The sequence below is a fragment of the Duganella sp. sic0402 genome, from assembly GCF_019219065.1.
Taxonomy (GTDB): Bacteria; Pseudomonadota; Gammaproteobacteria; order Burkholderiales; family Burkholderiaceae_D; genus Rugamonas.
The window spans coordinates 34,638-57,992 of the sequence record NZ_JAHUWK010000006.1; the positions used below are offsets into that span (position 1 = coordinate 34,638).

The window sequence follows — 23,355 nt, forward strand, 5'->3', positions numbered from 1 at the left end:
CTGGAGTAGAACCATGAGCAATTCCCCTGTCATCACCGCCATGCGCGTCGTCCCGGTAGCGGGCTACGACAGCATGCTGCTCAATCTGTGCGGTGCGCATTCGCCGTATTTCACGCGCAACCTGGTGCTGCTGACCGATAGCGCCGGCAACACCGGCATCGGCGAAGTGCCGGGCGGCGCCGGCATCCTGGCGGCGCTGGAGCGTTCGGTGCCGCTGGTGGTGGGTACGCAGATCGGCCTGTACAACCGCACGCTGAATGCGATCCGCGCGGCGATCGGCGGCCACCATCAGGTGACGTCGGCGGCGGAGGCGGAAGTACTGAAGCAGCCGCACGAAATCAATCTGCGCCTCGACAATGTGGTCACCGCGGTGGAAGCCGCGCTGCTGGATTTGCTGGGCCAGCACCTGGGCGTGCCGGTGTGCGAACTGCTGGGTTCCGGCCAGCAGCGCGACAGCGTGCCAATGCTGGCCTATCTGTTCTACATCGGCGACCGTCAGCGCACCGACCTTCCGTATCAAAGCGGCGACGGCCAGACTGGCTGGTACAAGCGCCGCAACGAGGAAGCGATGACGCCGGCCGGCATCGTCGAACTGGCCGAGGCTACGGTGGAAAAATACGGCTTCCGCGACTTCAAGCTGAAGGGTGGCGTGATGCCGGGCGCGGTGGAGCTGGAAGCCATCACGGCGATCAAGAAGCGCTATCCGGATTCGCGCGTGACGCTGGATCCGAACGGCGCCTGGTCGCTGCGCGAGGCGATTGAGATTTGCAAGGGCCAAGGCCACATCATGGCGTATGCCGAAGATCCTTGCGGTCCTGAGAATGGCTACTCGGGCCGCGAGATCATGGCGGAATTCCGCCGCGCCACCGGCATCCCGACCGCCACCAATATGGTCGCCACCGACTGGCGCCAGATGGCGCACTCGCATCTGCTGGGCGCGGTCGATATTCCGCTGGCCGATCCGCACTTCTGGACCATGCAGGGTTCGGTGCGTCTGGCGCAGCTGTGCGAGCAGTGGGGACTGACCTGGGGCTCGCACTCCAACAACCACTTCGACGTGTCGCTGGCGATGTTCACGCATGCCGCTGCTGCTGCGCCGGGCAATATCACTGCGATCGACACGCACTGGATCTGGCAGGAGGGCCAGGAGCGTCTGACCAGGGAGCCGCTGCAAATCGTCGGCGGCGCGGTGCAGGTGCCGCAGAAGCCAGGCCTGGGCATCGAGCCGGACCTGGACCGCATCGAGGCCGCGCATCAGCTGTACAAAAAAGTCGCCACCACCGCGCGTGACGATGCGATGGCGATGCGCTACCTGGTCCCCGGCTGGACCTACTCGCCGAAGCGCCCGAGCTTAGGTTAATCTGAGCAGCAAGCGATACGCTGCAAATAGACATCACAAGCGCTGCGGGAAGCTCTCCAGCAGCCAGTCGGTGAAGACCCTCAGGCGGTGCGAGACATGGCGGTTCTGCGGATAGACGACGTGGAACGGGTAGGGCTGCGGCCGCCATTTCTTCAGGATTTCGACCAGCGTGCCGTCCTTCAATGCGGGCGCGGCGGCGTAGGCGAAGGTCTGGATGATGCCCAGTCCCGCCAGGCCCGCCGCCATGTGGCCGTTGCTTTCGTTGACGCCCACCCGGTGCTCGACTTTGATCTCGGTTTTCTCGCCACCGTGGAAAAAGCGCAAGGGCACCGCGCGGTTGCTTTGCGCCAGCACATAGGCTACCAGCCGGTGGCCATTCTTCAGTTCTTCCGGATACGCCGGCACGCCGTACTGCTTCAGGTAAGCAGGCGTGGCGCAGGTCACCATCGCCGCCTGGCCGATCGGACGGGCGATCAATGACGAGTTGTCCAGCGGGCCGCCACGGATCACGCAATCGACGTTATCGCTGATCATGTCCACCGAACGGTCTGATACGCCCAGGTCGATGCGGATGTCCGGATAGCGCGCCAGGAACTCCGGCAGCGCTGGAATCAGTACATCGCGCGCTGTCGAGCCACCGACATCGATGCGCAAATGCCCGCGCGGCTTGCTCTGCGCGATATTGAATGAACTGTCGACATCCTCCAGCGTGCGCAGGATCAGCGCCGTCTTCTCGTAGTAATGCTGGCCTTCCGGCGTCACCGTGACGCGGCGCGTGGTCCGCTGCAGCAGGCGCACGCCCAGATGCGCCTCCAGTTCCTGCACCAGTTTGCTCAAGCTGGCGTTCGGCATGTCGAGCGAATCGGCGGCGCGGGTGAAGCTGCCTGCCTCGACCACGCGGGCAAAGGCGCGTATCGCCAGCAACTGGTTCATCGATTATTCCTGTGTGTGGATAGTGATTTTTATTTTACACGGTTTATCTATAAATCGGCGGGCGTTAAAGTTCACCCATCCCAACTGACTTCAAGGAGTAAATCATGAACAAGCAACTGAACGGCAAATTCGCACTGGTCACCGGCGGCACTTCGGGCATCGGCCTGGCCACCGCGCAGGAACTGGCGGCGCAAGGCGCGCGCGTCTTCATCACCGGCCGTCGCCAGGCGGAACTGGACGCCGCCGTGGCCAGCATCGGCGCGGCCGCCACCGGTATCCGCGCCGACGCGTCGGTGCTGTCGGATCTGGATACGGTCTACACGCAAATCGCCAAAAGCGCCGGCAAGCTGGACATCCTGTTCGCCAACGCCGGGGGCGGCGACATGATGCCGCTGGGCGCCATCAGCGAGGAACACTTCGACCGCATCTTCGGCACCAATGTACGCGGCGTGCTGTTCACCGTGCAGAAAGCCTTGCCGCTGCTGGTGGATGGCGCCTCGGTGATACTGACCGGTTCTACCGTGTCGATCCAGGGCACGGCGGCGTTTAGCGTGTATAGCGCCAGCAAGGCGGCGGTACGCAATCTGGCGCGGTCGTGGGTGATGGATCTGAAGGACCGCCGCATTCGCGTCAACGTCGTCAGCCCAGGTCCTATCCGCACGCCTGGCCTTGGCGGCCTGGTGCCGGATGAAGCACGCCAGGGCCTGTTTGATGCACTGGCTGCGCAAGTGCCGCTGGCGCGTCTCGGCGAGCCGGAGGAAATCGGCAAGGCGGTGGCCTTCCTGGCGTCCGACAATGCCGCCTACATCAATGGCATCGAGCTGTTTGTCGATGGCGGCATGGTGCAGGTGTAATCATGGACGTCGCCATCGTACAGCAGCTGATCGACCATCATTTCGAAATCTGGAATGACACCGACGCGGCGCGCCGTAATGCCCGGTTCGCGCAGGTTTATACCGACAACTTCTACGTCGCCGACTACGACGGCGTGGTGACCGGCTACGCGGCGGTGGCGGCGCTGATCGATAAAGTGCAGGGCGGCCATGCCGGTTTCGTTTTCACGCCGGAACCGGTGGCGTGGAACCACGATATCGGTCGCGTCACCTGGGGCTATGGGCCGAAGGACAAGCCGAACCTGATACGTGGTGAGGACATCTTCACCATCCGCGATGGCAAGCTGGCCAGCGCCTATGTGTTCATCGAAAAAAACAAGGAGTAATCATGAAAATCATTGCAATGATATTGACCGCGATCGCTTTGCAGCTGGGCGGCATGGCGCAGGCGGCGGGCATCAAGACGGCAGGTGTGGACCATGTTGGCGTCAACGTGCCGGACCTGGCGCAGGCCAAGGCGTTTTTTGTCTCGACCTTCGGCTGCGAGCCGGTGACGCAGATCGGCCCATTCAATATGGCGCCGCGTGCCGAGAGCGTGACGCTGGCCATGCTCCGCTGCGGCAATGGCTCAAACATCGAACTGTTTGAGTACAAAAATTCGACTGGCAGCACCATCATGCCGAAGATCGAAGATATCGGCGCCTCGCACATCGCGTTCTATACCGATGACGTGCAAGCCGGCGTGGCGTATCTGAAGTCGAAAGGCATCACCATCATCGGCGAGCCGATGACCATGAGCAGCGGCGACACTGCCGGGGAAACCTGGGTGCATTTCCTGTCGCCATGGGGATCTGAGCTGGAGCTGGTGGGCTATCCCAACGGCAAGGCGTATGAGAAGACGTCGAAAGTGAAGCTGTGGCGTCCGGCTGACTGATCGCTATTGGTTCGGGGCAATAAAAAACCCGCCGTCATAGGAGATGGGCGGGTTTTTGATCGTTACTGCTGCGCATGAATACCAACTGTTGGTGCCCCGGGCCGGAATCGAACCGGCACGCCTTGCGGCGGCGGATTTTGAGTCCGCTGCGTCTACCAATTCCACCACCGAGGCAGGTGTATTGCAATGCGACCCGCATTATCACCGATTTGCAACCCTACTGCAACCCTGCGGCGTAGTTTTATACTTGCGCCAGCCTTTTAACGTCCAGGCGCGGGCTGCCGCCTGGTGAGCGCGGCGCAATCCGGGTTGACCGGACCGGCTGTGTATCGTTGCTCAGCTTAAACACCGCCACCACTTTATTCAGTGTCGATGCCTGTTCTTCCAGTGATGCGGTGGCTGCCGCTGCCTCTTCCACCAGTGCGGCATTCTGTTGAGTTACCGCATCCATTTCGGAAATGGCCTGGTTGATCTGTTCAATGCCGACTTCCTGTTCGCGGCTGGCGGCGGCGATTTCGCTCATGATGTCGGTCACTTGCTGCACGCTGCTGACCACCTCCTGTATCGTCGTGCCGGCCTCGGCCACCAGCCGGTTACCTGCCTCGACCTTGTCGACCGAGTCATCAATCAGCACCTTGATCTCTTTGGCTGCCGCCGCACTGCGCTGCGCCAGATTGCGCACTTCGGATGCCACCACCGCGAAGCCGCGCCCCTGTTCGCCGGCGCGTGCCGCTTCCACTGCGGCATTCAGCGCCAGGATGTTGGTCTGGAAGGCAATCCCGTCGATGACGCTGATGATATCCGCCATCTTGCCGGCCGAACCGCTGATGGTGCTCATCGTGGCGACCACGTCGGCGACTACGCTGCCACCTTTGCGGGCCACTGCCGCAGCTGACACCGCCAACTGGTTGGCCTGCCGCGCGTTATCGCTGTTCTGCTTGACGGTCGAGGTCAGTTCTTCCATCGAGGAAGCGGTTTCCTCCAGCGCACTGGCTTGCTGCTCGGTACGCGAGGACAGGTTGAGGTTGCCGTCAGCGACTTCGCCAGTGGCGACGGCGATCTCGCCGGTGCCGGTACGGACCTTGCCGACAATCTCCTGCAGATTGGTGTTCATCTGTTTCAGCGCGGACAGCAGCACGCCAATTTCATCCTTGGTGTGGACTTCGATCTGGCTGCTCAGATCACCTGCTGCCACCGTTTGCGCTAGCTTGACTGCCTGGTTGACCGGGCCGGTGATGGAGCGCGTGATGACGATGCCAATAATCACCGCAGCGACGGCTGACAGTACCGCTAGCACCACCGTGATGGACACCGCCAGGCTGCCATCGCGTTCGGCGGCTTGGCTATCGTTGCGCATCAACTCGGTCTGAAACTCGGTCAGATCGTCGATCGCACTGAAGAACCTGGTTTGTGGTCCACGCACTTCCTTCAACAGATAAACACCCGCCGCGCCGGCAGAGTCTTCTTTCAGCAGCTTCAGGGTGGTATCGCGGCCATTCGCATACTCCTGCCTTGCCGACAGCATGGCGGCAAACAGTTGCAGGCCTTTTTCGGAATGAATCTTGGTTTTCAGATCGGCCATCAGCAGGCTGTTTTTCTCTACCGAAGCGTCCATTTTCCCGAGCGAGGTGCGCACCTCTTCCGGATCGGCGTTGCCGATAATCGCGTTGCGCAGATTACGTGCCTGGACATTCACCTCGAACTGGATCTGCTTGGCCAGCATGACCTTGACGAAACGGTCGTTCAGTATCCGGTCGGTGGCGTCGTTGATGCTGTTAATGCGGGTGATGGCCACCGTCGCGACAATACCCAGCAACAGCAGCAGCAGGCCGAAGCCGGTCGCCAGGCGTACGCCGATTTTTAGATTGCTAAATTTCATGGGTGATTCCTCAAAAAGAGATGGCTCAGAGCGCACGGAAGTGCGGCTCACGCGGTCTATCTTTTCAAGGCGGGGGCTAGGCCAACGATAGGTTGCAACTTGCTGGGACATCTTGCGACCGATATCAGTTGCGCTATGGAAAGTCTAGCATTTTTTCTAATTTTTATGCAAGCCGTGTTTTGCTGCCTGCTGTTCCAGTAGTGCGAAGATGGCGTCTTTTGACAATACGTATTGGTCCATTAAAACGCCTTTTAGCGCGTCAATGTGCTCACGGTAGTCGGCGATGGCGTTCAGCGTGTAGCTGTACAGCTCGTCGGCCTTGGCTTCCACCTGGCCGAGGTCGGCCTCCTTGTCCTTGAATTGGCTGTGGTCGATCTTTGAGCGCGAGTACATCGATAGCTTGTTAACCATCAGGTTCAGCATCGAGGTGGCTTTTTCGATGTCGTTCTGGCTGCCGACCGAAATGCCGCGCGCGCCGTAGAACAGTTCTTCCGCCGCTACGCCGCCGTACAGCTGGATCACATCATGTTCCAGTTCCTCCAGCGTGCGCAAGGCCATATCATCCGAGGCTGAGAGCACATAACCCAGCGCGCCCAGCTTGGACACCGACTCGGTCGAAATCTTCAGGAACGGCGAGCGCTCCTTCACCTCCGCCAGCGACATGCCGGCGCGCAGCCACGGGTCGATCTGCATGAAGAAGTGGCCCAGCTCGTGCAGGGCGACGCGTTCGCGCTGGCGGGTTTTCTCCGCCGTGGTGGCACGGTCGGTCAGGCCGATGGTGGCGCGTTCAAACGCGCGGAACAGCAGGTCGGTGTTGATCACCTGCTTCTCCTGGATAGCCAGCATGCTGGCGCGCTCGACCACGGTTTGCAGCAGCGCCGGGCTGAGGTTGGCGGTAATTTCGGCAACGTGGTCGAGATTCAAATCTTGCCAGTCCACGCAGCCGTCAGCCTTGCGCGACAGGAAGGCGCGCAGCAGCTCGCGCCGTTCGTTCTTGTTGGGCAGACGGAAATTGATCTTGACCGAGAAGCGCCGCAGCATCGCCTCGTCCATGCGCGTCGATGCATCATCGAAGTTGGAGGCAACTACCCAGATCACGCCTTCGCCCTTGTCGCTGCGCACGCCGTCGAGCAGGCCGAGCAGGGTATTGGCCGTGTCGTCTTCCCATTTCTTTTCGCCACGGCCGCGCGGCATGAACAGGCTTTGCGCTTCGTCGAGGAAGATGATGCACTGGCCGCGCGCGCATGCCTTGCGGTGCAGCGCGTGCAGCGCTTTCGAACCGCCGCCGATATAGCCGGATTCCAGCGCCGAGCCAGAGGCCTGGATCAGCGGGATATTGAGCCGCTTGGCCAGATAGCCTGCCAGCTTGGTCTTGCCGGTGCCCGCCGGCCCGGTCAGCATGACGTTGAACGGCTTGTCGATGTCGTGCTCTTTATAGAGCGCGCGGTTGCGTATCATGTCTTCCAGGTGCAGCACTTCCTGCTTGATGTCTTCCATGCCGATCAGGTCGTCCATGCTGCCGTTCAGCTGGTCCGGCGTCAGCACAGTGGCGTTCAGGCCCATGCCGGGCAGGCCGTGGCGCAGCAGGAACAGGGCCAGCACCACCAGCACGATGTCCAGCGCATGCCGCACCACGAAGGCGCCGGTGCGCGCCAGCATGCTGACGTCGTCATCCTGCATCACCGCCTTGTGCGAGGCCAGATAGTCTTCGCGCGCGATGGCGTAGGGAATGTTATTGCGCAGCAGGACCTCGCGCTCCAGGCTCAGGTGGGTGGTACCCGGCACCTTGACCACGTATAGCTTGTCGTCATTCTTCAGCTTGAACACATAGCGCGGCGCGTCCGACTGCGGCGCGGCGATCAGCAGGTATTCCAGCTGGGCGCGCTTGGCGGGCAAGGCCGTGATCTGGGCGATATCCTGGGTGCGCAGGACCGGGCTGGTGTCTTGCGGCACTGAAGCGCGCAAGCCCAGTAGCAGAACCAGCGAGGCCGTCACGATCAGCAGCAGGGCACGGACGTAATTATTGCGTAGCGCGGTTTGAAGTTTGTAAAGAGTAAACATAATGCACCATCAGGAGCATGATGCCGGGGCTGGGCGCGAGGATGGGGCGCAGCAGCCGGGGCCGCCGTGACCGATGCGCAAACTGGGGGCGCAAGCGGATGGATTGGATTTGCTGCCGTACGGCAACTCATACGCGACTATAGACCGGTTGGCGCCGTTTGTATCACATCCGCCCTAGAAATAGCCGCAGCGCGCAACAGATGCCGCGACGCGCGCCGTTTATCGCGGTTTTTTGCAGTTGAAGGCCGCGCTTTGGCGGCTCGTCGCATGCGTGAGATGTTTGCAGAAAGCTTTGTTAATCTGCACCTGTCCCCGCTGAATTCCCAATAACAGCGGTGGCTCCCGCAACGTACACAACTTAGGAGCACACCATGAAAACCGTTCTGCTTGGCGTCGTCGCCGCGCTTGCCCTGACCACCCTGCCAGCTGTTCACGCTGAAGACAGCATCGATGTAAAAGCCCCGCGCATCAGCCGCTATTACGTTGATCCGGCCGCATTCGACAGCTTTGCGCACCGCTACCAGCTGCAGAACGGCCAGCGGATTGTGTTCTCGCAATCGGTGCTGCAACGCTACGCCAAACTGGACGATGGCAAGCAGATCCGCATCTACGCCACCTCGCCGACCACCTTCGTCACCGAGAGCGGCGTGCGCTTCGAGTTTCGCGAAGAGGGCGATAGTGTCGCCATCAGCGAATTCCAGAAGCTGCCGCTGGCGGCCAAGGTGCCGGCCAATGGCCTGATGATGGCGTCGCGCCACTGATGGCGGGCCGGGCGCTACTTGCCCCAGCTCTCGTACTTGCGGTCCAGCCGCGTCACGGTGCCGTCGCGCCGCATCTCGGCCAGCGTGGCGTTGAGCTTGTCGATCAGTTCATCCGCCACGGACGGATTGCACGCCAGGTAGACCTTGACGCGGTGGAACACCAGCAGCGGCACCACCCGGTCCGATCCCTCGAACGCGGTTGGGCCGGCACTGCCGGTGCGCGTGCCAACCGCCCATAAATCGATACGGTTGAGCAGCAATTTTTGCGGATTGATCATATCGTTGCTGACGGCGTCGACATTGAAGCCGCGGCTGCGCAGGAATTCGTCGCGCGCGTCGCCGATATAGGTGCCGATGCGCAGCTTGCGCGCATCTTCCAGGCTATTCAGTGGAAATGGGTGATTGGCCAGCCCCCAGAACTGCCACTCGGCTTCGTCGGTCGGTCCTATCCATTTGAACAGCGCTTCGCGCTCCGGCGTGCGGGTGGTTGAATATACGCAGGTCTGATCCTGCGTCAGCGCCATCTGGTAAGCGCGTTTCCACGGCAGTTGCTCAATGCGGTAGTCGGTGGCGCTGCGCGCCATCATCTCGCGCACCTTGTCGGTGGCGCGGCCGGTGATGACGCCGTCGGCGCCGCGCATGCTCGATGGCGGGGCATATTCGGTGGTAATTTGCAGTGGTGCGGCGCTGACGGGCGCGCGCGTGCAAGTCGCCAGCAGAAATAATGTCAGGAAGGTAAATCGCATGGGCTGGCCGCTTTCTGCTTAAAAGCATAGCAGCATTGCCAGCCCAAGGGCAGCGTTTTAATCGGCCCGGCGGAACAGGCGGAAGCGTTCCTGGCGGTCCGCCGGACGGCGTCCCTCCCATAACAGCACCCACTGCTTGCCGCGATGCTGCGGCAGGATCTCGCGGTTGTCGCGCAGTTTGACGCTATCTTGCAACAGCAACAGATCGCAGCGGCCGCCTTCCACGCCGACAAACGGCAGCTGCGCATAAAACGCGAACGAGGCACGCTGCGCCGGTCCGACATTGGTTTCGATGCAGCGTGTGCCCGGCGGCAGCTTGTCGGCGATCTGGCGCGCCACGCCGGCGTAGCTCTTGCCGTAGTTGAGCTCGGGCAGGAACAGCGTCATCGACAGCACCCAGATCAGGATCAGGCCACCGGAGGACAGCACCACCGCGCGCCACAGCACGGCCGGGCGGCGCGACACGCGCCAGTGCACCAGCACAAACCAGCCCAGCGTGGCGGCCAGCGCCACGAAGAAGGCGATCCAGCCGACTTCGGGCGTGTAGCCCGGTACCAGCTTCAGCACATTTTTGGCCGCCTTGGCTGGCCAGCCAATCAGCTTGGCGAAGTAGAAGATCCAGATCACCAGCGCGCACAAGGTCAGCGCCATCACCGAGAACCAGTCGATGGCGTTGATGGCGCCGCGTTTCATGGTCAGCAGGCCGAAGGCGGCCATGATGGCCAGCGGCGGCAGCAGCACCAGCAGCTGGCCCTGGTCAGACTGCGGATTGCACAGCGTCAGCAGCAGGCCCATCACCACGAAGGCCAGCGGCACCACGATGTGCAGCACGCCGCGCTGGCGGCGCCAGGCCCATACCGCCCAGCAGGCGAACGGCCAGGCAGGCCAGAAGAACCACACGCCAACGCGGAAGAAGAATTTGACCGAACTCCAGCTTGGCCAGTCCAGCTGCAGCCAGTTCCAGCCCAGCCAGGCGTTCAGCGGCTGCTGATGATACGGTTCCAGTAGCTGGGCCGGCAGCAGCCACAGCGCGGCCAGCGCGCCGCCGACAGCGATCATGGCGCCCAGATCGCGCATCGCGCGGATGGCTGGCTGGGCCAGGAAACGGGTGCAGGCGAACAGGGCCAGCATCAGGCACACCGGCGTAATCCAGCCACCGCTCAGCGTCATCAGGCCGATCGCCAGGCCGCTCAGGCCGGCGTTGCGCAGCGAGGGCTTTTCCACATAGCGCACGGTACGGTACAGCAGGAAGGCGGTCATCGACACCTGCAGCGCGTCCGGCGTGGTTTCATGGCTGTGCAGCAGCAAGCCCAGGCAGCCGAGGTAAATCAGGACGGCGGCGTCGGCCAGCGTGCGGCCGAAGTCGTCCGGCTCCGGCTGGCCGCCGAAGGCCAGGCGCAGCGGCTGCGCATCCTGGCGGCGGCCCAGGTGGAAAGTGGCGTACCACAGCGACAGCACGCCCAGCAGGAAGATGCCGACGGTGCTGACACGCGCCGCCAGCACATCGCCCAGCAGCCAGCCAAACAGCTTGATGCCCAGCGCGCCCAGCCAGAAGGCCAGCGGGCCCTCATCCGGCAGCGACAGCCCGGCGATGTTCGGCCACAGCCAGTCCTGCCAGCTGCCGTGCGCCATGGTCCACATGATGCCGAAGCTGGCGGCGTCGTCATTCTTCCACGGTTCGCGGCCGATCAGGCCAGGCAGGATATACAGCAGGCCGAGGGCATACAGGGCCCAGCGCGGTAAGGCCAAGGTAGCGGCGGCGGCAAGACGGACTGGCTTCATCGATCAATCAGTGTGTTTTTAAGAGTAGAACCGGAGTATGACGGCATCAAACAAAAAAAGCAGCCAGAGGCTGCTTTTTTTAGCGAAGCGGCTGAGATTAGCCAGCTGCGACGGCGGTTTTCGAACCGACGGTGCCGAACTTCTGGCGGAATTTCTCAACGCGGCCAGCGGTGTCGACGATTTTGTGTTTACCGGTGTAGAACGGGTGCGATTCAGCCGATACCTCGATCTTGATCAGTGGGTAGTCTTTACCTTCGAAGTTGATGGTTTCGCGGGTACCAATGGTCGAACGGGTGATGAATTTGAAGTCGCACGACAGATCGTGGAAAACGACTTCGCGGTATTCTGGGTGACCTTCTGCTTTCATTTTGTAGCCTCGGTTAGTTTGGTAGCCAAACAGCACTTCGTCGGTCTTGCTACCTCGTGACCCGATTGCCGCTCACTTGCCAGTGGTTAAATTAATGCGATCGGCGATTATACGCCCGTAAACGCAAACAGGCAACCGGAGTTGCCTGTTTGTTACGGCTAATCGCTGATTAGCCGCCGCGACGCATCATGTCGAAGAACTCAGTGTTGTTCTTCGTGGCGCGCATCTTGTCGAGGATGAACTCCATCGCCTCGATCTCGTCCATCGAGTACAGCAGCTTGCGCAGGATCCAGATCTTCTGCAGCTGGTCCGGCTTGATCAGCAACTCTTCGCGGCGGGTGCCCGATTTGTTCAGGTTGATCGACGGGTAGACGCGTTTCTCGGCCAGGCGGCGCTCCAGGTGCACCTCCATATTGCCGGTACCCTTGAATTCTTCGTAAATCACATCATCCATGCGCGAACCGGTTTCGATCAGCGCGGTGGCGATGATGGTCAGCGAACCACCTTCCTCGATATTACGGGCGGCGCCGAAGAAACGCTTCGGACGCTGCAGCGCGTTGGCGTCGACACCACCGGTCAGCACCTTGCCCGAAGCCGGGATCACGGTGTTGTAGGCGCGCGCCAGGCGGGTGATCGAATCCAGCAGGATCACCACGTCTTTTTTCATTTCGACCAGGCGCTTGGCTTTTTCCAGCACCATCTCGGCAACCTGCACGTGGCGGGTGGCCGGCTCGTCGAAGGTCGATGCCACGACTTCGCCGCGCACCGAACGCTGCATCTCGGTCACTTCCTCTGGGCGTTCGTCGATCAGCAGCACGATCAGCGTGACGTCCGGGTGGTTGGAGGTGATCGCGTGGGCGATGTGCTGCAGCATGACCGATTTGCCGGACTTCGGCGACGCCACCAGCAGGCCGCGCTGGCCCTTGCCGATCGGCGCGATCAGGTCGATGATGCGGCCGGTGATGTTTTCCGTGCCGTTGATGTCGCGTTCCAGGCGCAGCGGCTCGTTCGGGTGCAGCGGCGTCAGATTCTCAAACAATATGCGGTGTTTCGAGGCTTCCGGCGATTCGCCGTTGACCTTGTCGACCTTGACCAGTGCGAAATAGCGCTCGCCGTCTTTCGGGGTGCGCACTTCGCCTTCGATCGAGTCGCCGGTGTGCAGGTTGAAGCGGCGGATCTGCGATGGCGAGATGTAGATGTCGTCGGTCGACGCCATATAACTGGCGTCGGGCGAGCGCAGGAAGCCGAAGCCGTCCGGCAGCACTTCCAGGGCGCCGTCGCCGAAGATCTGCTCGCCCGATTTGGCGCGCTTTTTCAGGATCGCGAACATCAACTCTTGCTTGCGCAGGCGCGCCGCATTGTCGATATCCAGTCCGATGGCCATTTCCAACAACGCCGAGACGTGTAAGGCCTTCAATTCAGATAGATGCATATTGTTTGAGTATCCCGTGACGGGAAAGTAAAGGTAGGGGAGGGGACTACGTGGGTTGTCTCGTATTATTCAGCGGCGGCCGCGGGCGCGGCGCCGCTGGTACAACGCAGCGATATCTTATCTTAGATATTGCTGTCGATGAAAGAGGTCAGTTGGCCTTTCGCCATGGCGCCGACTTTCTGCGCAGCGGCGACGCCGTTTTTGAACAGGATCAGGGTCGGGATGCCGCGGATGCCGAACTTGGCTGGTACAGCCTGGTTCGAATCGACGTCCATCTTGGCGATCTGGATCTTGCCTTCGTATTCTTTGGCCACTTCTTCCAGGATCGGGGCAATGCTCTTGCATGGGCCGCACCATTCGGCCCAGAAATCGACCAGCACAGGACGGTCGGACTTCAGCACGTCGGCGTCAAAGGAAGCATCGGTAATGTGTTTGATATTTTCGCTCATATTTTCCTCAATCGAGGTCAGTGTCAGTAATAACGCCTGGGGACGGGGCCACAAACGCTGCCATGAGCAGCAGTTGGGTGCCATTTGCACGATTTCAATGTCTTTGAGGGGGTGGCAACAAGGTCGGCAGGCGAGGGATGGCGTAAATAATAACCCATTTTTTAAAAATGTGCGGTGGTTTGTCGCCGCGACCGCATTTCCTTAACTATTCTTTAAACTATTTACCATGATCGCCGGGCAGCGCGCCTCGGCGCGGGCCAGCAAACCGGCCAGCGCCTCGATGCCCAGCGGCTTGGCGCAAGTGCCCAGGATGTGCAATCCCTGCGCCTCGGCCAGCCGGCCGGCGGTGTTCAGCACCGCGCTGTCGACGCCGGACAGCAGCGCCACGCAGCCAGGGTATTGCTGCGCCGCCGCAAGGCGCAGGAAGTCGATGCCGTCCATGATCGGCATCGCCAGGTCGCAGATCACCAGTTGGGGAGGGCGCAGGCGCAGCTCGATCAGCGCACGGCGGCCATCGGTTTCGCGGATTACGCTATGCCCGCCCAGTGTGGCGATCATGTCCGCCAGCAGTTCCAGCATGAAGGCGTCGTCGTCCAGCAGCAGTATGCGCATCTCAGTTGTCGTCGGCGAAAGTGGTATTGGTCATAATCTGTTCAGTAATCTGCTCCAGCAGCGGCCACAGCTTGCCCAGCAGCGCCTGGGCGCGCTGGCGGTTGTCGGCGTCGCTGGCGGCGGCCGGCAGTTGCTCCAGCTCCAGCAGCAGCTCGCCCATGCCCAGCGCGCCGACGGTGCGCGCCGGCGATTTCAGCTTGTGGCCGAGGTCGCGCAGCGCGGCAAAATCGCCGCGCGCCAGCGCCGCGTCCATCAGCGTCAGCCCGTCCTGCGTATTTTGCAGGAATTTGAAGGCGAACTTGCGCACCTTATGCGGATGATAACCCAGCAATTTTGCCAAGATGGACAGATCGATAATCGCCGGGTCGCCGCCCAGCGTGGTGCTGAACGCCGAGCGGGCTGGCCGGGCCGGCAGCGGCGCCGGCGGCGCGTTGCTGTCACGTTCCGGCAGCCAGTTGGCGATGGTCTGGTACATCAGCGCAGGCTGGATAGGCTTGGAGATGAAATCGTCCATGCCCGCCTCGATGCAGCGCACCCGGTCCTCGCTGGTGGCGGTGGCGGTCATGGCCAGCACGCGCATATCGGCCAGGCGCGGATCGGCGCGGATGCGGCGGGTCGCTTCCAGCCCGTCCATCAGCGGCATCTGCACGTCCATCAGCACGCAGTCGAAAGCGGTGTTGCGCAGCAGCTCCAGCGCCTCCATGCCGTTGGCGGCCAGGCATACCGATGAACCGACGTCCTCCAGCATCTCCAGCGCGATCTGCTGGTTGAAGGTATTGTCCTCGACCAGCAGGATGCGGGCGTTCTTCAGCGCCGCCATCACCGCCGCGCTGCGCGACGAGGCCAGCAGCTCGGCGGCCGCGTCCTTGACCCGGTCGATCAGGTCCGGCACCGAGGCGCTGCTGATGCCGAGCCGGGCGGTGAACCAGAAGGTGCTGCCCTGGCCGGGGCGGCTGCGCACCCCGACCTCGCCGCCCATCAGCTGCGCCAGCTGTTTGCAGATCGCCAGGCCCAGGCCGGTACCGCCGTATTCGCGGGTGGTGGAGGTGTCGGCTTGCTGGAAGGACTGGAACAGTTTCTCGATCTCGGCTTCCGACAGGCCGATGCCGCAGTCGCTGACCTCGAAGTGCAGCAGGCAGCCGTGGGCGTCGCCGACCACCTGGCGCACCCGCACCTCGATGCGGCCCTTCTCGCTGAACTTGATGGCGTTGTTGGCGTAATTGATCAGTACCTGGCCGAGCCGCAGCGGATCGCCGCGCAGCACCTCGGGCAGCGCCGGATCAAGGTCGTACACCAGCTCCAGCTCGCGGCTGGCGGCTTTCGGCGCCACCACCGTGTTGAGTGTCTGGATCACATGGTCGAGCGCGAAGTCGACCTGTTCCACCTCCAGCTTGCCGGCCTCGATCTTGGAAATATCGAGGATGTCGTCGATGATGCCCAGCAGGTGCTCGCCGGCGAAGCGTATCTTTTCCAGGTAGTCGCGCTGGCGCGGATCGAGCTCGGTCTTCAGCGCCAGGTAGGCCATGCCGATCACGCCATTCATCGGGGTGCGGATTTCGTGGCTCATATTCGCCAGGAACTGGCCTTTGGTCTGGCTGGCTTCCTCGGCCACGCGGCGCGCGTGGTCCAGCTCGATGGTGCGCATCGCCACCCTTTCCTCCAGGTGCTCGTTCAATTCGCGCAACGCATCCTCGCCGCGCTTGCGGTCGGTGATGTCGGTCAGGCTGGCCACCACCAGCCGCACCGCGCCGCTGTCGTCGGGGATGGGTTCGACATTCACCGACAGCCAGCAGCGCGCACCGTCCTGCTGCTGCAAGCCCATCACCACGTCGCGCACCGGCAGGCCGGTGACCAGCGCCAGTTGCACCGGATGGCTGCTGGTGTCGTAGGGCGTGCCGTCCTGGCGCACGCCGGCCCATAGCCCGCCGGCGCTCAGCTCCGCGCTGTGCGCCAGCATGCGCGCTGCCGCCACATTGCGTTCCAGCACCGCGCCTTGGCTGTCGATCATCACCAGACCGTTGGTGACCGCATTGAAGATCGACGCCAGCCGCTGGCTGGAGCCGTGCAGCGCCTCCTCCGCCTGGCGGCGTGCGGTGATATCGGTCAGCATCGCCAGCGTGCCGGCGTAGTGGCCGGAATCGGCGTTCATCACGGTGGTCGACAGCAGGCACCAGACCGTGCTGCCGTCGCTGCGCAGGAAGCACACATCGCCCTGGCCGGCTTCGCCCGACAGGCGGCGCTGCAGGTGCTGCTTGAGCAGCGCGCCGCCGGTATCGTCCATGAACTCGGTCATGGCGCGGCCCATCATTTCTTCAACCTCGTAGTTCAGCATGCGCGCCAGCGTCGGGTTGACGAAGGTGGTGCGGTCGTCGGCGTTGGTCATCCAGATGCCTTCGGCGGCGGTCTGCACGATCTGCCGGTAGCGTTCCGAAGACGCCTGCAAGGCTTCCTCGGCGCGCTGGCGCTGGGTCATGTCGCGCAGCGCCATGATCACCAGTTCCTGCCCGCCCAGCTCCACCGGCGCCAGGTGCACCATGGCCGGGAAGCTGTGGCCGTCGGCGCGCACCGCGCACAATACCCGTCCCGGCAGCCGTGGCCGCGAGAACAGTTCGCGCACGCCGCTGTTGCTGCGCATGGCTTCCGGCGCCAGCTGTTCGACCGACAGGCCGGCCATGTCGCCCTCGTAGCCGAAGCTGTGGGAGCAGGCCGGATTGGCGTGGCGTACCCTGCCGCTCTTGTCGGCGATGAGCACCGCGCCCGGCGTGGCGTCCACCACTGCCCAGACGCGCGCTTCCTCGGCGGCGGCGCGTTCGGCGATGTCGGCCAGCGTGCCGGCGGCGCGCAGCGGCCGGCCGGCGCTGTCGCGTTCCAGTATCATGCCGCGCGCCAGCACCCACTTCCAGCTGCCGTCGCGGGTGCGCATGCGGTGCTCGCTGTGGATATGGCCGGTGGCGTCGCTGGTGCTGCCCAAACTATGCTGGATGTCGCGCTCCAGCCGTGGCCGGTCGTCCGGATGGATGAAGCCCATCCATTCCTCCAGTGTCGGATGGAAGTCGCCGGCGCTGTAGCCCAGCAGCGCGCCATAGCGCGGCGACAGCGTCAGCTTGCCGGTGGCCAGATGCCATTCCCAGCTGCCTTCACCCGAACCTTCCAGCGCGAACCCCGCCAGCCGCTCGGCGCTGCCCAGTTCGGCGCGTGCGGCGCGCAGGGCGCTGCCCTGCTGGCGTAGCCGCCATGCCTGGGCCAGCGCCACCATCAGCAGCAGTGCGCCGAACACGGCGCCGCCGTAGCGCAGCAGTGGATTGCCGCTGGGCGGCTGGTACAGGAAACCATCCAGGCTGAACTTGCCCGGCAGCATGCCCTGTTCCGCGTAGGCGCTGGCGATGGCGCGCCAGCGCTCCGGATTGCTGTAACCGAGCTCGATCAAAGGCTGCTCCAGCAAGGGAACGATGGCTTGCGACTCGAACATCAGGTGTTCACGGCTCTTGCGTTCCGGGTAGCGGGCGCGGATCAGGTCGGCGATCTCGCCGGGGTGCCGCATGGCGTATTCCCAGCCGCGCAGCGTGGCGGCGCGCAGCGCCTGGGCGCGCGCCGGATGTTCGCGCAATTCGCTTTCGGTGGTGTATAGCACGTCGCCGTAGAAATCCAGGCCGTGCGCGCGTGGCGACAGCAACTCATAGCGCAGGTTGCGCCGGTCCAGCAGATAGGGCGCCTCGGTGCTATAGGCCGACATGGCGTCGACCTTGCCGTCCACCAGATCATCAACCTGGTAGCTGTGCGCGACCTGGTACAGCGTGTCCATGCGCACGCCCTGTTTTTTCAGGAAGACGGTCAATTCCTCATTGTTGGGCGCGATCATCAGGCGCGCCCCGGTCCAGGGGCGCGGCTTGCCGTCCGCCTCAATGCGGCGCAACAGCGCGGCGCCGGAATGCTGGAAGATCGAGGCCAGTACCACCACCGGCTGGCCGATGCCGCGCGCCAGCAGCAGCGTGGTGTTGCCGACGCCGTACTGGGCCTGGCCCTGCATTACCGCCTGTAGCGGATCGCTGCCGGGACGCGCTTCGCGCAGCGTCACATCGAGGCCGGCGTCGCGGTAATAGCCCTGGTCCTGGGCGGCGTAATAGCCGGCGAACTGGAATTGATGCTGCCATTTGAGCTGGATGGTTACCTGCTCGGCCGCTACCGCCGGTATCAGGCATAGTGCCAGCCCAGCCGCCGCCATGCAGTGCGACAGGCGTTGCCAGCGCGGCTGGCACAAGCGCGGACGGCAGTGAAACAAGAGGTTCCCTTTCGGTGGCTAAGCTTGCTGTACTGAGGAAACTATAGCATCGAAGTGTTTGTCGTAGACACCGGCATCACAAGAAAACGATTGCATCTTGAGCTGCATCAAAACAGCCTTAAATTTAACACTTTTGGGCTGTTTTCGTGACAATTAGTGAGAAAGTGCGAATGGCTCAGGCTAGCTTGATGCTAGCCATCGATGCTACTGGTTGAAGCTGCCAGCGAACTGGTAGCGGTGGCCGGGGTGCCACATGGTGGCCAGCGAGGCGATCAGGCCGGCGGAAAAGGTCTGGCGCTTGAGCACCAGGCAAGCCTGTCTGGTGTCGATCGCCAGCATGTCGGCGATGTCGCGCGGCGCCGCCAGCGCCTCGATGCTGTAGGTGGCGCCTTGCAGCGGCGCAGCGCGCATCAGGTATTCGTTGGGCGTGATGTGGGCGAAGTCCTGTTCCATATAGTCCGGCGCACACTGTGGATTGACCCAGCGGTCCTCGACCTGGATCGGCACGCCGTTTTCAAAGTGGACGATCACCGAATGGAACAGCATATGGCCGGATGGCAGATCGAACTGCTTGGCCATCAGGTCGCTGGCCTTGACCCGTTCCAGCTGCTGCAGGCTGCTGCGGTGGGCGTGGCCGCGCGCGCGCACCTCGTCGGCGATGGATTTGATCTCCAGCAGCGTGGCCTGGTACTTTTGCTGGGCCACATAGGTGCCGGCGCCCTGGCGGCGGGTCAGCACCTGTTCCGCCGTCAGCTCGCGCACGGCGCGGTTGACGGTCATGCGCGAGACGCCGAACTGCTTGACCAGCGCCTGTTCGGACGGAATCACATCGCCTTCCTTCCAGGTGCCGGCGGCGATCTCGGATACCAGGTAGTCCTTGATGCGCTGGAAAATAGGGATGCTGTCTTGCGTAGTGTGGTCGTCCAAACGGCTTCTCCAGGAAAGCGGGAATTTTAGCACTGCATGCTTGTACAATTCAAAAGCAAGAGGCGGAGTGCGTCACTTTATTGCGCTGGCTAAGATGGCCGCATTCCACTGACACGGAGTCTGAAATGGGCAATGACAGCAGCTACAGTAGCGAAGAAATGCGTTGGGCGGCGGTGCAGCGGCGCGATGGCGGCGCCGACGGCGTGTTCTGGTATTCGGTGCGCAGCACCGGGGTGTATTGCCGTCCGTCGTGCGCGGCGCGGCCGGCCTTGCGCAAGAACGTGGCTTTCCACGACAGTCGCGAGGCGGCCGAGCAGGCCGGCTTCCGGCCGTGCATGCGCTGCAAGCCGGAACAACCGCCGCTGGCCGAGCGCCAGGCGGCCATCGTGGCGCGGGCCTGCCGCCTGATCGATGAAGCCGACGAGGCGCCGGACCTGGATGCGCTGGCCGTTGCGGTGGGCGTCAGCCGCTTCCACTTCCACCGCATGTTCAAGGCGGTGACCGGGATCACGCCCAAGGCCTACGCCAATGCGGCCCGCGCGCGGCGCGTGCAGGACGGGCTGGCGGCGCAGGCGTCGGTGACCGATGCGCTGTATGCGGCCGGCTTCAATTCCAGCGGACGCTTTTACGCGCAGTCGCCGGCGGTGCTGGGCATGAAGCCGTCGGCCTTCCGCGCCGGCGGGGCAGGGGAGCAGATCCGTTTTGCGATTGCCGAGTGTTCGCTGGGGCCGATCCTGGTGGCCAGCACGGCGCAGGGCATTTGCGCCATCCTGATCGATGATAATCCGGATTTTCTGGTGAAGGATTTGCAGGACCGTTTCCCCAAGGCGGAATTAATCGGGGCCGAGCCGGAATACGAGCAGGTGGTGTCGCGCGTGGTCGGCATGGTCGAGCAGCCGTCGCTGGGGCTGGACTTGCCGCTGGATGTGCGCGGCACTGCGTTCCAGCAGCGCGTGTGGCAGGTGCTGCGGGCGCTACCGTCCGGCCGCCGGTTGACCTATGCGGAGCTGGCGGAGCTGGCCGGCGTGCCGCGCGGTGCGCGCGCGGTCGCCAGCGCCTGTGCCGCCAACGCGATCGCGGTCGCCATTCCGTGCCACCGCGTGGTGCGCAACGACGGCACCATTTCCGGCTACCGCTGGGGTGTGGACCGCAAGGCGGCGCTGCTGAACCGGGAGACGGTCAATGAGTAACGGCGAACTGGATTTCGGCGACCCGGTCGCTGAGCGTAAACCACGCAGCGTGCCGCCGGTCGCCCCGGCGCCGCGCGCGGTCAGCGACAGCGCAGCGCGTGGCGCCGAGTCATCCGCGCTGCCGGGCGTCGCTGACGCGGTACAGGCGGCGCGTCGGGCGGTTGGGGCAGCGGCAGGCATTGCGGTGCATGTCGCTGGCCTGGACTGGCAGGCGATTGCTGATGAGCTGAATGCGCGCGGCTACGCCGTCCTGCCCGGCATGCTGAGCGCCGGCGAATGCGCGGCGATGGCGGCGCAGTATGCGCAGCCGCAGCTGTTCCGCAGCCGGGTGGTGATGTCGCAACACGGCTTCGGCAGCGGCGAGTACCAGTACTTCCGCTATCCGCTGCCATCGATAATCGCCGCACTGCGCAGCGCCTTGTACGGCCCGCTGGCGTTGATCGCCAACCGCTGGCACGAGCTGATGGACCTGCCGGACCGCTTCCCCGCCGAACACAGCGACTTCCTGGCCCGCTGCCACGCCGCCGGCCAGCAGCGCCCGACGCCGCTACTGCTGCAATACGCCGCCGGCGACTATAACTGCCTGCACCAGGACCTGTATGGCGAACACGTTTTCCCATTGCAGGCGGCATTGCTGCTCAACCAGCCGGGCGAGGATTTCGAAGGGGGAGAACTGGTGCTGACCGAACAGCGCCCGCGCATGCAGTCGCGGGTGGAAGTGGTGCCGTGGCAGCGCGGCGACATGGTCATCTTTGCGGTCAACCATCGCCCCGTGCAGGGCACGCGCGGCGTCTACCGCGTCAACCTGCGGCATGGCGTGAGCCGGCTGCGCGCCGGATCACGCCACACTTTGGGCATCATCTTTCACGACGCCGCCTGAACACTTTTCTGGGTTTGATACAGGCGCGCGTAGATGCCGTTCTGCGCCAGCAGCGCCGCGTGGCTGCCTGCTTCGGCGATACGGCCGCGGTCCAGCACCACGATGCGGTCCGCGTTTTCAATGGTCGACAGGCGGTGTGCGATGACCACCGTGGTGCGGCCCTTCATCAATACTTCCAGCGCTTGCTGCACCAGCCGTTCGGATTCGGTATCCAGCGCACTGGTGGCTTCGTCCAGTATCAGGATGGGCGCGTTCTTGTACAGCGCACGCGCGATGGCCAGGCGCTGGCGCTGGCCCCCTGACAGACGCAGGCCGTTCTCGCCGACCGGCGAGTGATAGCCTTCCGGCTGGCGCACAATGAATTCATGCGCATGCGCCGCACGCGCCGCCGCTTCGATGCGCTCCATTGACGGCGCAGGGTCGCCGTAGGCGATATTCGCCGCCAGCGTATCGTTGAACAGCACCACGTCCTGCGACACCAGCGCGATCTGCTGGCGCAGCGAAGCCATGGTGTAATCGCGCAGATCGATGCCATCCAGCTGGATACTGCCGCCGCTGACATCGTAGAAGCGCGGCAGCAGGCCTGCCAGCGTGGTCTTGCCGCTGCCCGAGCTGCCGACCAGGGCGACCGTCTCGCCGGCCGCGATATCCAGCGATACATGATCCAATGCCGGGCGCGCATCCGGATCCAGCGGCGCACCGCCGGCGCCACGATAATGGAAGCTGACGTCCTGCACCGACAGGCGGCCCTCGGCGCGCGCTATCGTTTTGGTGCCCCGGTCGGCCTCCGATTCCATATCGATCAGGCCGAATACCGATTCTGCCGCCGCCAGGCCGCGCTGCATCGGTTCATTAATCTTGGTCAGGTTCTTGATCGGCGACTGCATCGCCATCAGCGACGACATGAAGGCGACAAAGGCGCCCGGCGACAGCGCGCCGGCCTGCGCACGCAGCAGCGCGAAATAAATCACCGACGACAGCGTAATCCCGATCAGCAGCATGATGATGCCGGAGTTCAGCGCCGAGGTGGCCGCGTGCTTGACCGCCAGCTGGCGATTCAGCTTGACCACCTGGTCGAAGCGGGTCTGCTCGTATTTCTGGCCGCCGAAAATCTTCACCACGCGCTGGCCGCTGATGCTCTCATCCAGCACATTGCTCAGGTCACCCATGGCCGCCTGCGCGCTTTTGCTCAACTTGCGCATGCGCCGGCCGGCAAAGGTGACAATCGCCGCCACCAGCGGCAGCAGGCCGAGACAGAACACCGCCAGCTGCCAGTCGATCAGGAACAGCGTTGCCAGATAGCCGATCGCCGCGACCGAATCGCGCACGGCGACGGTGATCACATTCAGCACCGCCTGCGCTACCTGGGCCGCGTCAAACGCCACGCGCGACAGCGTGGTGCCGGTGGACGACTGGTCGAAATAGCCGTTCGGCAGGCGCATGATGCGGGCAAACATGACTTCGCGCAGATTGGCCTGCACCCGGCTGCTCAGCCATGCGGCGCCGTATTCGCCGGCGAAGCTGGACACCATGCGCATCAGCGCCAGGCCGAAGATCACCGCCGGGATGGTCCACAGCGCGGCCTTGGTCGCGTCGCTTGGCAGCAGATGGCCCAGCGCATCCTGCACCGCCGCCAGCATGCCGGTGGCCGGCGGCTTGGCAGGCGCCATGCCCAGCGTGTGCGCCGGCGCCAGCGCGTCGACCACGTTTTGCAGCTGGCGGATCAGCAGCACGTCGGTGGCTGCTGCCAAGCCGACTGCCAGCAGGGTGACGGCGGCGATCCAGGCGTAAGGGCGGAATTCCTTGAGCAGGCGCGTGTAAAGGAGGCGGGTGGACACTGGTTATTCACATAGGAGAATGCTTGAAGCCTGCATTGTACCTGTCCCGCAACTGAATTCCTGCTGTTTGCCTGATACACTCTGAATCTTGC

At 63.3% G+C, this 23,355-nt stretch carries 19 protein-coding genes and 1 tRNA gene; 7 read left to right on the top strand and 13 right to left on the bottom strand.

Annotation, left to right across the window (positions count from 1 at the left end):
• The first annotated feature begins 13 nt into the window (after nucleotides 1–13).
• Nucleotides 14–1,360 (top strand): enolase C-terminal domain-like protein, encoded by a 1,347-nt coding sequence (locus KW842_RS15780; RefSeq protein WP_218305068.1) that lies wholly within the window; start codon nucleotides 14–16, stop codon nucleotides 1,358–1,360.
• Between the two features lie 33 nt (nucleotides 1,361–1,393).
• Here KW842_RS15780 and KW842_RS15785 read toward each other — a convergent pair whose 3' ends face one another.
• Complete coding sequence (locus KW842_RS15785) at nucleotides 1,394–2,293, bottom strand: LysR family transcriptional regulator (protein ID WP_218305069.1); 900 nt, start codon at nucleotides 2,291–2,293, stop codon at nucleotides 1,394–1,396.
• 104 nt (nucleotides 2,294–2,397) lie between these two features.
• Here KW842_RS15785 and KW842_RS15790 point away from each other — a divergent pair, with 104 nt between their 5' ends.
• The 3 genes from KW842_RS15790 to KW842_RS15800 are packed head-to-tail and all read left to right on the top strand — an operon-like array spanning nucleotide 2,398 to nucleotide 4,060.
• Nucleotides 2,398–3,147, top strand: a complete 750-nt coding sequence (locus KW842_RS15790; RefSeq protein ID WP_218305070.1) for an SDR family oxidoreductase — start codon at nucleotides 2,398–2,400, stop codon at nucleotides 3,145–3,147.
• A 2-nt stretch (nucleotides 3,148–3,149) separates the two neighbouring features.
• Nucleotides 3,150–3,512 (top strand): nuclear transport factor 2 family protein, encoded by a 363-nt coding sequence (locus tag KW842_RS15795; protein ID WP_218305071.1) that lies wholly within the window; start codon nucleotides 3,150–3,152, stop codon nucleotides 3,510–3,512.
• Between the two features lie 2 nt (nucleotides 3,513–3,514).
• Complete coding sequence (locus KW842_RS15800) at nucleotides 3,515–4,060, top strand: VOC family protein (RefSeq protein ID WP_218305072.1); 546 nt, start codon at nucleotides 3,515–3,517, stop codon at nucleotides 4,058–4,060.
• 89 nt (nucleotides 4,061–4,149) lie between these two features.
• Here the strand turns inward: KW842_RS15800 and KW842_RS15805 are convergent.
• The 3 genes from KW842_RS15805 to KW842_RS15815 form a co-directional block, all read right to left on the bottom strand.
• A tRNA-Leu gene (locus KW842_RS15805) sits at nucleotides 4,150–4,234 on the bottom strand.
• Nucleotides 4,235–4,301: 67 nt separating this feature from the next.
• Nucleotides 4,302–5,939, bottom strand: coding sequence for a methyl-accepting chemotaxis protein (locus KW842_RS15810; RefSeq protein WP_218305073.1), 1,638 nt, complete (start codon nucleotides 5,937–5,939; stop codon nucleotides 4,302–4,304).
• Between the two features lie 156 nt (nucleotides 5,940–6,095).
• Nucleotides 6,096–8,000, bottom strand: a complete 1,905-nt coding sequence (locus tag KW842_RS15815; RefSeq protein ID WP_218305074.1) for an AAA family ATPase — start codon at nucleotides 7,998–8,000, stop codon at nucleotides 6,096–6,098.
• Nucleotides 8,001–8,371: 371 nt separating this feature from the next.
• On the opposite strand from KW842_RS15815, the gene KW842_RS15820 reads away from it, so the two are divergent.
• Nucleotides 8,372–8,761, top strand: a complete 390-nt coding sequence (locus KW842_RS15820) for a gel scht (protein ID WP_218305075.1) — start codon at nucleotides 8,372–8,374, stop codon at nucleotides 8,759–8,761.
• Between the two features lie 14 nt (nucleotides 8,762–8,775).
• Here the strand turns inward: KW842_RS15820 and KW842_RS15825 are convergent, their stop codons facing one another.
• The 8 genes from KW842_RS15825 to hutC all read right to left on the bottom strand — a co-directional run bounded on the left by KW842_RS15825 (nucleotide 8,776) and on the right by hutC (nucleotide 19,355).
• Nucleotides 8,776–9,507 carry an ABC transporter substrate-binding protein gene (locus KW842_RS15825; RefSeq protein WP_218305076.1) on the bottom strand — a complete coding sequence of 244 codons (732 nt, stop codon included), beginning with the start codon at nucleotides 9,505–9,507 and terminating at the stop codon, nucleotides 8,776–8,778.
• A gap of 57 nt (nucleotides 9,508–9,564) precedes the next feature.
• Nucleotides 9,565–11,289 (bottom strand): glycosyltransferase family 39 protein, encoded by a 1,725-nt coding sequence (locus KW842_RS15830; protein ID WP_218305077.1) that lies wholly within the window; start codon nucleotides 11,287–11,289, stop codon nucleotides 9,565–9,567.
• Between the two features lie 97 nt (nucleotides 11,290–11,386).
• Nucleotides 11,387–11,656 (bottom strand): type B 50S ribosomal protein L31, encoded by a 270-nt coding sequence (locus tag KW842_RS15835; protein WP_218305078.1) that lies wholly within the window; start codon nucleotides 11,654–11,656, stop codon nucleotides 11,387–11,389.
• Nucleotides 11,657–11,825: 169 nt separating this feature from the next.
• Complete coding sequence (gene rho, locus KW842_RS15840) at nucleotides 11,826–13,088, bottom strand: transcription termination factor Rho (RefSeq protein WP_110845290.1); 1,263 nt, start codon at nucleotides 13,086–13,088, stop codon at nucleotides 11,826–11,828.
• A gap of 122 nt (nucleotides 13,089–13,210) precedes the next feature.
• Nucleotides 13,211–13,537 (bottom strand): thioredoxin TrxA, encoded by a 327-nt coding sequence (gene trxA / locus KW842_RS15845; RefSeq protein WP_090182984.1) that lies wholly within the window; start codon nucleotides 13,535–13,537, stop codon nucleotides 13,211–13,213.
• A gap of 201 nt (nucleotides 13,538–13,738) precedes the next feature.
• Nucleotides 13,739–14,149: a response regulator gene (locus KW842_RS15850; protein ID WP_218305079.1), complete on the bottom strand. Its 411-nt coding sequence runs from the start codon at nucleotides 14,147–14,149 to the stop codon at nucleotides 13,739–13,741.
• Nucleotide 14,150: 1 nt separating this feature from the next.
• Complete coding sequence (locus KW842_RS15855; RefSeq protein ID WP_229223725.1) at nucleotides 14,151–18,428, bottom strand: PAS domain S-box protein; 4,278 nt, start codon at nucleotides 18,426–18,428, stop codon at nucleotides 14,151–14,153.
• A gap of 204 nt (nucleotides 18,429–18,632) precedes the next feature.
• Entirely contained in the window at nucleotides 18,633–19,355 is a 723-nt protein-coding gene (gene hutC, locus KW842_RS15860; protein WP_218305080.1) for a histidine utilization repressor, read from the bottom strand.
• Between the two features lie 125 nt (nucleotides 19,356–19,480).
• On the opposite strand from hutC, the gene ada reads away from it, so the two are divergent.
• Together ada and KW842_RS15870 are read left to right on the top strand one after the other, a co-directional pair.
• The gene (gene ada / locus KW842_RS15865; RefSeq protein ID WP_218305081.1) at nucleotides 19,481–20,545 is read left to right on the top strand and encodes a bifunctional DNA-binding transcriptional regulator/O6-methylguanine-DNA methyltransferase Ada; all 1,065 of its coding nucleotides are present in this window, start codon (nucleotides 19,481–19,483) and stop codon (nucleotides 20,543–20,545) included.
• A complete protein-coding gene (locus KW842_RS15870) occupies nucleotides 20,538–21,425 on the top strand; it encodes a 2OG-Fe(II) oxygenase (RefSeq protein WP_218305082.1) in 888 nt (295 codons plus the stop codon). Before ada ends, KW842_RS15870 begins: the two co-directional genes overlap by 8 nt.
• On the opposite strand, the gene msbA is transcribed toward KW842_RS15870, so the two are convergent.
• Complete coding sequence (gene msbA, locus KW842_RS15875; protein ID WP_218305083.1) at nucleotides 21,410–23,263, bottom strand: lipid A export permease/ATP-binding protein MsbA; 1,854 nt, start codon at nucleotides 23,261–23,263, stop codon at nucleotides 21,410–21,412. The genes KW842_RS15870 and msbA overlap by 16 nt on opposite strands.
• Between the last annotated feature and the right edge of the window lie 92 nt (nucleotides 23,264–23,355).